Source organism: Lysobacter sp. P5_C4, from assembly GCF_054049695.1.
Map to the genome: position 1 here is coordinate 408406 of NZ_JBFULX010000004.1, position 14116 is coordinate 422521.

Annotated in this window: 6 protein-coding genes; all 6 read right to left on the minus strand. The window is 64.1% G+C overall.

Annotated elements, in window-relative coordinates; translation table 11 throughout:
• Positions 1–11: 11 nt before the first annotated feature.
• Positions 12–3104: a TonB-dependent receptor gene (locus ACXJJ8_RS12310; protein WP_499030439.1), complete on the minus strand. Its 3093-nt coding sequence runs from the start codon at positions 3102–3104 to the stop codon at positions 12–14.
• Positions 3105–3404: 300 nt separating this feature from the next.
• Positions 3405–6476, minus strand: a complete 3072-nt coding sequence (locus ACXJJ8_RS12315; protein WP_499030441.1) for a TonB-dependent receptor — start codon at positions 6474–6476, stop codon at positions 3405–3407.
• Between the two features lie 281 nt (positions 6477–6757).
• On the minus strand, positions 6758–8341 hold the full coding sequence (locus ACXJJ8_RS12320) for a tetratricopeptide repeat-containing sulfotransferase family protein (RefSeq protein ID WP_499030443.1): 1584 nt from the start codon (positions 8339–8341) through the stop codon (positions 6758–6760).
• A gap of 70 nt (positions 8342–8411) precedes the next feature.
• A complete protein-coding gene (locus ACXJJ8_RS12325; RefSeq protein ID WP_499030445.1) occupies positions 8412–11351 on the minus strand; it encodes a TonB-dependent receptor in 2940 nt (979 codons plus the stop codon).
• 251 nt (positions 11352–11602) lie between these two features.
• A complete protein-coding gene (locus tag ACXJJ8_RS12330) occupies positions 11603–13354 on the minus strand; it encodes a phosphoenolpyruvate carboxykinase (GTP) (protein ID WP_499030558.1) in 1752 nt (583 codons plus the stop codon).
• Positions 13355–13408: 54 nt separating this feature from the next.
• Positions 13409–13996, minus strand: a complete 588-nt coding sequence (locus tag ACXJJ8_RS12335; protein WP_499030447.1) for a TetR/AcrR family transcriptional regulator — start codon at positions 13994–13996, stop codon at positions 13409–13411.
• Positions 13997–14116 lie beyond the last annotated feature (120 nt).

The following is a 14116-nucleotide window of genomic DNA, read 5'->3' on the forward strand; positions in this document are numbered from 1 at the left end:
CAACCGATGGATCAGAAGTCGTACTGCACCATGAAGCGCACCGAACGCGGCGCCTGGTACGAACGCGGCAGCAGGTAGGTGTTGAGCGGAATACCGGTATCCGCGTCTTCCGCCACTTCGCTGACCGACGTGACCTTCTGGTTGTTGAACACGTTGAACACGTCCATCTTGAACATCAGGCCCGCCGCCCACGACGGCTGGTAGCCGACATTGAGGTCGATCGAGTTGGTCCACGGCAGGCGACCGGCCGTGCCGCGCGGACGCGGTGCGAACGGATAGTGCGGACCCTGCAGGTCGTTGAAGTCAATCGGCTGCTGGCCGGCCGGCGTCGTACCGCAACGCATGAACGACGAACCGTACGGGTGGAAGCCCGTGCCCGACGGCCACGGCTGCAGCACGCCCAGGCAGTTGATCGGACGACCGGACTGCACCAGCAGGTTCAAGCCCACCGACCATTGGTCGCTGATCTCGTAGTTGCCGAACAGCTTCAGCGCGTGGCGACGGTCGTTCGGCAGGTAGCCGTACGTGTCGACCGCGAGCTCGCGGTAGTCGAAGTCCTGCGTGGTGTTGGTGTCGCTCTGGCCGATGTCGGACTTAACGCCGCCTTCGGTGTTGCCCTTGTTGTAGGCCAGCGTGTACGAACCCTGGAAGAAGAACTTGTCCCAGTTGCCGTCGAGGAAGAATTCGAGGGCGTGGTACGAACGCTTGGCTTCCGGCGCGAGGCGCGAACCGGGGATCGTGTTGAGCACCGGCGCGAGCGGACCGTCGCCGTCGAGATCGGTGTACAGCACCGCATCCTTGCCCGGGTTGATCAGGCGGCAGTACGGGAAGCTCGGGTTCGGAATCACTGCCTGGCCGGCGGTGTCCGGGTTGGCGTCGAGGACCGCGGTGTAGTCGCAGTTGTCGTCGATGGCGGCCTTCAGCTCACGCATGATCGCGCGGGTACCGAAGGTCATGTGGTCCGTCACCGCCATCTGCATGCCCAGGATGTATTCGTCCTGGTACATCGGGTCGAGGTTCTTCGCGGCGATGGTCTGCGAGTCGTGCGCACGACCGTCTTCGCCGTTGATCAGGGTCAGCGGATTCAGCGGGCCGGCCAGGATCGGCTCGCCCGTCACCGGGTCGACGCCCGTGAACAGGTTGTTGTTCGAACGCTGGAAGATCGACGCGCTCGAACCGCGCACCGCGACGCTCGGCGTGAGCGGCAGGGCGTAGCGACCGGCGTTACCGTAGATCTTGAACGTGCTGTCGCCGTTGACGTCCCACGAGAAGCCGAGGCGCGGGCCGAACTGGTTCTTGATCTCGACGAACGTGTCACCCGACGCGGACTTGTTCTTGAACGTGTCCCAGCGGCCGCCGTAGTAGACGATGAAGTTGTCGGTGATGTTCCAGCTGTCTTCGACGTAGAAGGCTTGCTGTTCCAGCTTCACCGTCGTACCGCGGGCGGTGGACTGGCGACGCACGACGTCGAACTCGTCGCCGTTGTTCGGCACGCCATCCGGGTTGCGGGTCGAGTAACGCCACAGCCAGCCACCGACGTTCGCTTCACCGGCGACCGACTCGTAATCGTCGACGTCGATACCGAAGCGGATCTGGTGCGAACCGAGCGCCCACTCGGCGTCGATACGCCACTGGTCGCGGGTGTCTTCGTTGTTGTCCGCCTGCAGCAGCGCGCCGCCCATGAGGTGGCAGGAGCTGCCGTACGTGCCGGTCACGGCCTTGCGGTAGCCAGGACGGATGTCGAGGATCGCCGGGCAGCCACCGAGCGTGGTGCTGGCGAGCGGGTCGGTCGAGTAGGCGTCGGTGATGTTGCCCGAGTACACGACTTGGGAACCGTCCGGGTTCTCCAGGTGCTGCTGGCGCTTGAACACGCCGTGGCCGTACAGGGCGCTCAGCGTGAACGAGTCGCTGATGTAACCCGTGTACTTCAGGACGTAGTTGTCGCCGCCCTGTTCGTCGACGAGCTTGCCGGCGAAGTTGCCGCGCGCGAGCACGCCCGGCTGGTTGGCGTAGACGCTGGTCTTCGTGGTCTGGTCGTCCGAGAACGCCGAGAATTCCAGCAGGTTGTTGTCGTTGATGTTCCAGTCCAACTTCACCAGCCAACCCGGCGTCTTGACGGTCGAGTCGTTGTTGGTGAAGGCGTCGATGTTGCCGTAGTTGGTCGAGTCGTTGTTCGTCAGCGACACCAGCCCGTAGGCGAACAGCCTGTCCTTGATCAGCGCACCGCTGGCCCACAGGTTGGCGTTGACACCTTCGAAGGTGTCCTTCGAGTTGTCTTCCTGGAGCCGGCCGAAGTCGGTCGCGACGAGCGGGTTGGCGTAGTAGACGTTCTTGACGTCTTCGCGCATCGAATCCGGCGCCCAGTAGACATTGCCACCGGCGTGGAATTCGTTGGTACCGCGCTTGGTGATCTGGTTGATCACGCCGCCGAGCGAACGGCCGAATTCAGCGCCGTAACCACCGGTCTTGACCTGCTGCTCGGCGATCGCCTCGAACGGGACCTTCGAGAAGTTCAGGCTGCGGAACGAGTTGGTGACGTTGAAGCCGTTGATGTAGTACTGGTTTTCCGCAACCGACGAACCACCGAACGACGCGAGGTTGCCGAACGCACCATCGCCCTTCACGGTGCCGGGGGCGAGCAGCGCGACGCTGGTCGTGTCGCGCGCGACCGGAATCTTCGCGAGCTGTTCGGCGGTGAGGATCGTGGTGGATTCGACCGACGTGACGTCGATCGGGTTGACCGCCTGGCCCGTGACCGTGACGGACTCGAGTTCCTGCGGGCTACCGGTGGGGGCGGCGTAGCTGACGTTTGCAGCGGTACCGACGTTCACCGTGATGTTGCGCGGGCTGCTGCCATTGCGCGTCACCGTGTACTGGCCGATCGGCACCTGCGAGAAGCGATACGAACCGTCGGCACCGACCGTGAGCGTGCGCGAGAAACCGGTGTTGGGGTTGGAGATGGTGATCGTGTCACCGGCTTGTGCCGAACCCGACACCGCACCCGCGGTGTTGGTCTGCGCCTGGACGCCACCGATGAAACAAAAACCGAGCGCGAGACTCAACGCGCTTCGCTTCAAGCCTTTCTTAAGATGTTCAGAAGCCATTGCTAACCCCCTCGGGGATGGTTGCGGATTGACAAACATCAGCCGGTAAGCCGTCCGACCGCCCGACTATAGACCCTTGAACATTTCCTTAACAAGTACCTTCCGGCGATTTAACGCAAGTGGCCAAAACAAAAACTTTTCCGAGTTTTTTAACTTTCGAATCAGGTACTTGCATCCGATTCCAGCGATTCCGGACCCTCCTGCAACGGTGTGAGCTGTCGCTGGTAACGTTTCCAGCCCCCTCGCACCGACAAAAAGGCCGCCTCTCGGCGGCCCTTTCGTCCCCGCATGCCGGCAACGTCAGAAGTCGTACTGGATCATGACGCGCACCGAGCGCGGTGCCTGGAAGCTGGCGGGCACCAGGTAGGTCTCGGAGGCCAGGCCCGTCTCGGGCACTTCGGCCAGTTCGTTGACCGAGGTGACCTTCTGCGAATTGAACAGATTGAACACGTCGATCTTGAACTGCAGTCCCGCAGCCCACGCCGGCGCGTACGCGACGTTCATGTCGAGGTTCTGCGTCCACGGCAATCGGCCCGCCGTACCGCGCGGCACCGGCAGGTTGTTGCAGCGCATGAAGGCCGCATCGTACGGATGCGGGTCGTAACCCGGGCCGGGAGGCGCACCCGGCGCACGCGCCGGATCGCGATCGAGCACACCGATGCAGTTCAGCGGCCGGCCCGACTGGATCAGCAGGTTGGCGCCCACCGACCACTCGTCCGTGATCTCGTAGTTGCCGAACAGCTTGATGCTGTGGCGGCGATCGTTCGGCAGGTAGCCGTACGTATCCGTCGTCAGCTCGATGTAATCGAAATCCTGCGTGACGCTCGTGTCGTTCTGCCCGATGTCCGACTTCACGCCGCCCTCGGTGTTGCCGATCGACTTGGCGAAGGTGTACGAACCTTGCAGGAAGAACTTGTCCCAGCTGCCGTCGACGAAGAACTCCATCGCCGAATAGTTGCGCTTGGCCTTCGGGGACAGGCGCGAACCCGGGATCACGTTCGTCACCAACTGACCATTGCCGAGCAGGTCCGTCACGAACACCGCATCCTTGCCCGGATTGAACATGCGGCAATAGGGGAAGCCGGGATTGGGCAGCAGCGCGAAGTCGCCGGCGGCATTCGAGAACCCGAGGAAGTCGCCTGCATCGTCGAACGTGGCGGAGAACCCGTTCGCATCGAGCACCGCGGTGTAATCGCAGTTGTCGTCGATCGCCTGCTTCAGTTCGCGGTAGATGCCGCGGATGCCCAGCGACAGATGGTCGGTCAGCGCCTTCTGGAAGCCGAGGATGTACTCGTCCTGGTACATCGGATCGAGGTTCTTCGACGCGATGGTCAGCGGATTCTTCGGCCGGCCATCTTCGGAGTTGAGATACAGGAAGCTGTCGGGGACCGCGACCGGAAGGTTCGGCGCACCGGTGGTCGGATCCACGGTTTGGTCGAAGTCGAAGCTCTCGCGGCTGAACAAGGACGCCGACGCACCGCGCACGGCCACCGACGGCGTCAGCGGCAGCGCGTAGCGCCCTGCGTTGCCGAAGATCTTGAACGTCGAATCGCCGAACACATCCCACGAAAAGCCGAGGCGCGGGCCGAACTGGTTGCTGATCTTGACGTAGCTCTCGCCATTGCCGTTGAGGTTCTCGAACGTATCCCAGCGCAGGCCGAAGTAGCCGATGAAGTTATCGGTGATGTTCCAGGCGTCCTGGATGTAATACGCGTGCTGTTTCACCTTGACGGTGGCGCCCTGCTGGAAGAACTGCTGGCGCGCGCGGTCGAATTCGTCGCCGCTGTTCTCGATGCCATCGGGGTCGACCGTGGTGTAACGCCACTGGAACCCGCCTTCGATCGCCACGCCCGCAATGGACTCGAAGTCGTCGCTGTCGTAGCCGAAGCGCAGCAGGTGGTCGCCCAGTTGCCATTCGGCATCGACGCGGAACTGGTCGCGCGTGTCGCCCGAGTCGGTGCGGTCGATCTGGCCATTGTTCGCCAGGTTGGTGATGTTGCAGGTACTCGAATACACGCCCGTCGCAATCCGGCGGTACTCCGGGCGCGCATCGACGATCTGCGGGCAACCCGTTGCGATCGAATTGATGTCGCCGTTGTATTGCACAGGCAGTCCGGCAGCCGTGCGCAGGTGCTGCTCACGAGTGAATTCGCCGTGGCCGGCCAGTGCCGACAGGGTGAAGGTGTCGGTGAGATAGCCGGTGTACTTGAGGATGTAGTTCTCGCCGCCCTGGTCCTGGAAGTTGACACCGACCAGGTTGAGGCGTTCGGTGACGCCCGGGCGGTTGGCGAAGACTTCCTCTTCGGTCTTCTGCTTGTCGGAAAACGCGGTGAACTCGAGGATGTGGCTCTCGCTGATGTTCCAGTCCATCTTCAACAGCCACGTCGGGAACTCGATGTCGTCGCTGAGGTTGGTCGACGCGACCGCGTTGCCCCACGTTTCGTTCTTCGTCTTGCCGTAGGAGACCAGGCCGTAGGCGAAGAGCTTGTCCTTGATCAGCGCGCCGCTGGCCCAGATGTTGGTGCGCCATTCGTCCACGGTGTCCTGCGAGTTGTCCGAACGCAGCACGCCGTTGGTCTGGAAGGCATCGTGCACGTCCTCGCGCAGGTCCTTCGGGCTCCAGAAGACATTGCCGCCGAAGTGGAAGTCGTTCGTGCCGCGCTTGGTGATCTGGTTGACCACGCCGCCGAGCGAACGGCCGAATTCCGCGCCGTAACCACCGGTCTTGATCTGCTGTTCCTGGATCGCCTCGAACGGCACTTGCGCGAAGTTGAGGTTGCGGAACGCGTTGGTGATGTTGAAGCCGTTGATGAAGTACGCGTTCTCCGACACCGACGCGCCACCGAAGGACGCGAGGTTGCCGAAGACCGCATCGCCGCGGACGGTGCCGGGCGCGAGCAGCGCAACGGCAGTGGTGTTGAGCGGCACGGGAATCTTGGCGATCTGTTCGGACGTCAGGATGGTGGTCGATTCGACCGAGGTGACGTCGATCGGGTTGACCGCGCCGGTCCCGACGACTTCCACGCCTTCGAGTTCCTGCGGGCCGCCTGCCGCCGCGGGCGCCGCGTAGTCGACGTTCGCCGACGTCCCGACGTTGACCGTGATCTGCTTGGGCGAACTGCCGTTGCGCGTGACCGTGTACTGGCCGATCGGGATCTGCGAGAAACGGAAACCGCCATCTGCGCCGACGGTAAGCGTGCGCGTGAACCCGGTTGCGGGATTGGCCACGGTGATCGTGTCGCCTGCCGAGGCGTGCCCCGCCACCGCACCCGCCGTATTGGTCTGGGCGCTGACGCCACCGATGAAGCACAGCCCGAACGCGGCTGCGAGCGTGGTGCGCTTGAGGCGCCCGATGTTGCGCGTGGTCGCCATGGTCATTCCCTCCTGCCGAAGAACTCGAAGAAGAAGAAATGCGAAGGCCGTTACAGGCCACTGCGCCGGACCTTAGACCCCGAACAATTCCTTAACCAGTCCCTTCCGGCGAGATAACGAACACGTTGCTGAATCCATTGTCTCGCGCGTCTACAAACGCTTGAATCCAAGCGGTTTTTTATTGCCGAGTTGACGGACGCGCGCATTACAGCCGACGAATGGTCACGGCGAGACGCGCCGGATACAGCTGCTGTAGAGGTGTTTCGCGCGAGGCGACGGGATCAGTCGCGGGAGTCGGCCTCCACGTTCACCGCGAGCGCGATTTCCAAGGGCCGCAATGGCGTCGCGTAACGCTTCCACCACCCGACGCGCCCGGCATGGATCGGTTTGCGCACCTGCACGCTGCTGGCGGTGGTCACCGGTTGCAAGTTGGCGGTGATGTCCTGCACGCCGGCCTGCGGCGCGAGGCCGCATCCGGCAAGCAATGCGCGTGCGCCTGCGTCCGGCTGCGCGACCAGGGCCTCGTATTGCACGTCGACGATGCGATCCGGCGCGACCTGCTGTAGGTGTCGCATCAACCGCATCACGTTGCGATGGTGGTTGGCGACGTCCTCGAATGCGTAACTCCAGTCGTAGAACGCGTTGGTGAACAATTCGCGCAAACAGCCGAAGCATGCGTCCACCGGATCCTTGCGCACGTGCACGATGCGCGACTGCGGCAACGCGGCAAGCGCGAGGCCCGCGAGCACGACGTTGCCCGGATGCTTGTCGGTATGCCATCGGCTGCCGCCGCTGCGCGCTTGCGTCGCGTGCAGGTAAAGCGTGCCGACCGTCGCCGGATCGGTGCGCGCCAGGCGCTGCGCCGCCTGCGTGTCGAGGAATCCTTCGCACCAATAATCGCTGGCCCATTTGTAGGCCATGCGCAGTTCGTTCAACTCGCCGCAATTCGCCACGTCGGCGTGATTGCCGAGGATGCGCTCGACGACGGTCGTGCCCGAACGCGGCAAGCCGATGATGAAGAGCGGAATCCGCTCGGCATCGACGGCCTCGCGAGCAATGGTGTCCGGGCGTGCGGCATCGATGATGTCGTCGAAGATCGCGTCTTCGCGCGCGGCGTCGTAACGGCTCGTCGCCTTGCGCATTGCCATCGCACGCGCCAGGTGCGGCCACGCACGTTCGGGTTCGTCGGCATGGTCGAGTTCGCGGAACAACGCGTACGACCACGCGGAGACGGCGCCGACGTCGGCGTTACTCGCGACGAGGCGTTCCAGTCGCGCAATGCGCGCGGCGCGCCCTTCCGCAAGATCGAGCGAAGCCAGTGCGAAGTGCGCACCGGGATGACCCGGCTCCAGCGTGATCGCGTCTTCGAAGGCGGTGGCGGCTGCATCGAGACGCCCCGTGAATTTGAGTGCATTGCCGCGCAGGAAGGACAGCGCGGGGCTGCGCACCTTCGCATCGTCCGCCACATCGAGCCACCGCAACGCCGTCGCCGGATCGTCCAGCATCATCGCCTGCTCGGCCACGCCGGTCAGTTGCGTCGCATCCAGGCCCATGCGCGGATCCAGCGATGCCAGCAGCCGCGCGCACGTCGCGTACTCGCCGGTGGAAATCAGGCCGCTCGCGACGACCAGCACTTCATGCGGCGAGGCATTCGCCCGCAGGCCGCGTGCCGAAGCGCGCGCATGCGACACCGCCGCGCGAAACGCACCGCGTGCCTGGAACAGGCGAGACAGCATCCAGTGCGCGCCCCAGAAACCGGGTGCGCGCGCGAGCAATTGTTCGCACAGCGCGGCGGCGCGCGGGGGATCGGCGCGGAAGGCCAGTTGCGCTTCGCGCCAGAGAATGTCGGGGGACGGATCGTTCATCTGCATTCCGAATAAAAAACGGCCGCTGCGTGAGCAGCGGCCGTCGGTTTACCACAATCGACTCGATGGATCAGAAGTCGTAACGCGCCGAGAAGCGGAAGTAACGCGGCGTCTGGTAGTTCTGCGGCAGGAGGTAATCCTGCGAAGCCACCGGGGAAGCGCGGTTCTTGTCGCCGGTTTCGACGAATTCGGTGACGCCTTCGTCGCCGAGCAGGTTGAAGATGTCCATCTGCAGCGTCAGCTTGCCGTCGCCGAACGTCGGGGTCCAGGCAACGTTCGCATCGAACGTCTTGGACCACGGCGTACGACCATGGTCGCCGCGGTTACCCAGGTGCGGGTTACCGGCGGCGTCGTGGCAGTAGAAGCTCGAGGCCGAGTACGCGCCGATCGAGCCGCCGTCGACACCCTGGAACGACGGGTGGCTTTCCGGGATGTAGCCGTTGCAGTTCACCGGACGACCCGACTGGATGATCATGTTCGCGCCAACGCGCCACTGGTCGGTGATGTCGTAGGTACCGAACATCTTGACAGTGTGGCGACGGTCGTTCGGCAGGTAGCCGTACGCGCCTTCGCCGAACGCCGGGAAGTCGAAGTCCTGGGTGATGCCGGCGTCCGCCTGCTCCAGGGTCGAGTTCACGTAGCCTTCCGCGTTACCCGTGCTCTTCGCCCAGGTGTACGAACCCTGCAGCGTCCAGCGATCGGCCTTCATGCGCTCGAAGAAGAACTCGACCGCACTGTAGTTGCGACGGTACTGCGGCAGACCGAAGTAACGCGCCGGGATGGTCACCGTGGTGAACGTGCCGTCGTTGTTCAGGTCCAGCGCGAGGTCGGCGTCACGGCCCGGGTTGATCAGGTAGCACGAAGCGGCCGTGTTGTAGTCGTAGTTCGTGTAGCCGTTGTCGGCCGCCCAGTCGGCAAGCGCCTGGTGCGTGCAGGTGTCGTCGAAGCCGTCCTTGATCTTGCGCTTGATGCCGCGGACGCCGATGTTCCAGTTCTCATTGAGCTGCTTCTGCATGCCCAGGATGTATTCGTCCTGGTACATGGGGCTCAGGTTCGCAGCGGCAACGGTGGCCGGGTTCGGGGCGGTGAAGCTGCCGTTGAGCGCCAGGCCGCCGAGCTGCGTGCCCAGGGTCGGGGCGCCGGTGACCGGATCGACCGCCGTGTACAGGAAGTACTCGTTGGTCGTGGCTTCGGCGCCGGAGGCGCGGATCGAGGTGTTGTTGGCGACCGGGATGAAGTAGCGACCGGCGTTACCGAACACCTTGAACGTCGAGTCACCCATCACGTCCCACGAGAAACCGAGGCGCGGGGCCCACAGGTCGTCGGACTTCACGAACGAGACGCCATCGGCGTTCTTGTTGTCGAAGCGCTCGAGGCGGATGCCGCCGTACAGCATCAGCTTGTCGGTGACGTTCCAGCTGTCTTCCAGGTACGCCGCTTCGTTGGTGGTCTTGTAGCCGCCCGACGAACGCGTGATGAAACGACGACGCACGTACGGCTGGTCGTTCGGCACGCCGTTGGTCTCGCCGCCGGCACCCGGGGACGCGAAGTAACGGTAGTACACGCCACCGGCGTAATCGGTCGCGGTGAATTCGGAAACGAATTCTTCGCTGTCCAGGCCCGCGCGGACGGCGTGGTCGCCGATGCGCCAGTCAAGGTCGATGCGCCATGCCTTGCGACGGTCGGTATCCGGCGGCGCGCTGACAGGGCGGACCGCGGCGAAGCTCGCCGCCGGCCAGCAACCCAGGTACACCAGGCCCACGCCGTAGACGGTCGGGCAGTCTTCGCCCGGCAGGCCGCCCGGGATGTACGGGTTGTCGTACTTCAGGTCGCCGTACTGCGCCGACAGGGTCAGCGAGTCGGTGAGGTAACCGGTGTACTTGCCGATCAGCACGCTGCCGCCGGACTTCTGCTCGTAGTCGTACGCGAACAGATCGTTGTTGCGGCTGTACGGGGTGGCGCTGTCGTAATGCGTGCGGTCCAGGGTTTCCTTGTTGTAGATCCCCGTGAACTCGAGCAGGTGGTCGTCCGTGATGTTCCAGTCCAACTTCAACATGCCGCTGGGCGACGTGTTGGATTCGGTCTCGCTGCTGTTCTGGTCGAAGGTGTTCTTCGTGTTGTGGCGGCCGGTGACCAGGCCGAACATGAAGAGCCTGTCCTTGATCAGCGGACCACCGGCGTACGCGTTGTACTCGATGTTGTCGGCTTCATCGGCGGAACGGAAGACGAGCAGCGCGGCCGATTCCGGATCGCGCGAAGGCGCGTCCTTGCCGGTCGAACGCAGCTGGTTCGGTTCCCAATAGACACTGCCGCCACCCGACCACTCGTTCGTACCGCGCTTGGTCACGATGTTGATCACGCCACCCAGCGAACGGCCGTACTCGGCGCCGTAGCCACCGGTCTTGACCTGCTGTTCGGAGATCGACTCGAACGGAAGCTGCGCGTACGACAGCAGCGAACGCAGGTTCGTGACGTCGAAGCCGTTGATGTAGTAGCCGTTTTCCGCGACCGACGCGCCGCCGAAGGAGGCGAGGTTGCCGAGGCCGGTGTCGCCGCGGACGGTGCCCGGGGCAAGCAGGGCGACGTTGGTGACGTCACGCGAAACCGGAAGGGCCTGGATCTGCTCGGCGGTGAACACCGTCGTCGACTCGACCGACGAGACGTCGATCGGGTTGATCGCACCGGCGCCGACGACCGTGACCGCACCCAGTTCCTGGGCGGCGAAGCTGACCGGCGTACCGGTACCGACGCTGACGCGCACTTCGCGCGTCTGGCCACCGGAGATCACGCGGTAACGGCCCGGGGCGAGCTGCGGGAGCGCGAAGCGACCCGAAGAATCCGCCGTGACCTCACGCGCCGAACCGGTGTCCACATTCTCGATGCGAACCGTCGCGCCGCTCTGCGCGTCGCCGAAGATCGAACCCACGGAGCTCTGCGCCTGCACCGCACCTGCGAAGCAGAGGCCGAGGGCGACCGTCAGGGCGCTGCGCTTCAGCGTCAAAGATTTCATAGAAGCCATGTATTCCCCCCACGGGAAGGTTGAATAAAAAAGAGAAAAGTCCTGTCACTTTTGAGACACGACTGCCCGACTATAGGGGAAATAACGAATTGACAACAACAGCAAAACGGAATTAACACGCACTGGCGGACGCACGGGGTCCCGGCCCGCGGCTGTAAACCGCTGGAACCCCCTGATCTGACAAAGAAAAACGGGCCCCCGAGGGGGCCCGTCAGGGCGTTGGATTCGCTGGCGTATCGAGCTCAGGAAGCGCGCAATTCCGCGGCGATGCGCCCCTGCTCGCGCTTGAGTGCGTCGGGAACGCGCTCGCCGAATTCGGCGAGGAAGGTTTCGAGACTGTCGATTTCCGCCTGCCAGCCCGGGCGATCGAAGTCGAACAACACGCGCCGCGCTTCGTCGGACAAGGCCACGCCTTCCAGGCGGATGTCGTCGAATTTCGGCAACGCGCCGATCGGCGTTTCGGTGGCCGACGCGCGGCCTTCGACGCGGCCGATCATCCACTCCAGCACGCGCAGATTCTCGCCGAAGCCCGGCCACAGGAACTTGCCGTCGTCGCCCTTGCGGAACCAGTTGACGTGGAAGATCTTCGGCAGCTTCGCGCCGGGCTTGTCGAACGACAGCCAGTGCGCGAAATAGTCGGCGAAGTTGTAGCCGCAGAACGGCTTCATCGCCATCGGGTCGCGGCGCATCACGCCGACCGCGCCCGTGGCCGCCGCGGTGGTTTCCGAACCCATCGCCGCACCGACGAGCACGCCGTGCGTCCAGTCGCGCGCTTCGAACACGAGCGGCACGAGCGAGGCGCGCCGACCGCCGAAGACGATCGCCGAAATCGGCACGCCCTGCGCATCCTCGGCCTTCGGCGACCAGCTCGGGCACTGGCGCGCCGAGACGGTGAAACGCGCGTTCGGGTGCGCCGCCGGACCGCTGAAATCGTATGCATTGCCGCGCCAATCAAAGGCGGGCGTGCGGTCGTCGAGACCTTCCCACCACGGCTGGCCGTCGTCGGTCAGGCCGACATTGGTGAAGATCGTCTTGCGCTGGATCGACGCGAGCGCATTCGGATTCGATTTCTCCGACGTGCCCGGCGCGACGCCGAAGAAACCGGCTTCGGGATTGATCGCATACAGACGGCCATCGGGGCCCGGGCGCATCCAGCAGATGTCGTCGCCGACGGTCCACACCTTCCAGCCCGCGTTGCGATAGCCCTCCGGCGGAATGAGCATCGCCAAGTTGGTCTTGCCGCACGCCGAGGGGAACGCGGCGGCGATGTAATGCGTTTCGCCCTGCGGGTTTTCGACGCCGAGGATCAGCATGTGCTCGGCGAGCCAACCTTCGTTGCGCGCCTGGTGCGAGGCGATTCGCAGCGCGTGGCACTTCTTGCCCAGCAGCGCATTGCCGCCGTAGCCCGAACCGTAGGACTGGATCGCCAGTTCTTCGGGGAAATGCATGATGAAGCGGCGGTCCGGATCGAGTTCGCCGATCGAGTGCAGGCCTTTCACGAAACGCCCTTCGCGCTCGATGCGCGCAAGCGCCGCAGCGCCCATGCGCGTCATGATGCGCATGTTGGCCACGACGTACGGCGAATCGGTGATTTCAACGCCGCAACGCGCGAGCGGGGAATCGATCGGGCCCATGCAGTACGGGATGACGTACATCGTGCGCCCGCGCATGCAACCGGCGAACAATGCATCCATCTTCGCGTGCGCGTCGGACGGCGACATCCAGTGGTTGTTCGGGCCGGCGTCCTCGCGGTCGCTCGTGCACACGAACGTCAGGTGCTCCACGCGTGCGACATCGTCCGGATGCGAGCGATGCAGCCAGCTCTCCGGGTGCGTCTGCGAATTCAGCGGCAACAACGTGCCGTCCTCTTCCATGCCGCGGACCAGCCCGGCGAATTCGCTGTCGCTGCCATCGCACCAATGAATGCGGTCGGGTTGCGTCGTGCGCGCAACGTCCATGACCCATTGGTTCAACGCGTCCAACTGACTGCCCATCGTGGAATTCTCGACTTCAAGGGAAAGGGGTTGCGCGGCCATGCGGGTCCGCCCTCAGGACTGGGGAATGAGCGTGGACATCATGTGCTCGACATACGCTTCGAACTCGTCGTGCTGCATGTTCATCTGGTGCAACTGCAGATTGAGCTGCAGGAACCCGACGTAGGCCGAATACAACAGGCGCGCGCGATGCTGCGCATCCGTGCGGCTCAGGCCCGCTTGCCGGAAGGAGGCGGTGAGGTAGTCCATGCGTCGCTCGGACACGCGCACGATCACCGGCTGCACCGCCGGATGGTCGAGGGCCTTGAGCAACTCGGAATAGATGATGTGCGACTTGGCCTCGTGCGCGACCAGGTGGAACAGCTTGCGCAAGCGCTCGCGCGGATCGGGGATGGGTTCGAGGGAACCGAACACCGTTTCCTGTTCGACCTTCTCCCAACGCTCGAGCGCGGCGACCAGCAGGGCCTCGCGCGACGGGAAGTGCCAGTAGAAGCTGCCCTTGGTGACGCCCAGGCGCCGGGCGAGCGGCTCGACCGCGACCGAGGCCACGCCCTGTTCGGCGATCTGGTCCAGGGCCGCCTGCGCCCAATCTTCTGCGCTCAGGCGCGCGGTGCGTTCGTTGCGGATGGCGGCTTCGGTCATGGCACGCAGTCTACCGTACGGTTCCCTACCTTAGAGTATGCGCGGAGTGAGGACACGGTGTTGCCCTGCAGCGCGTTGACAGGCCATCCATTCTGCCCATACTTTGGCGTATGGTGCCTG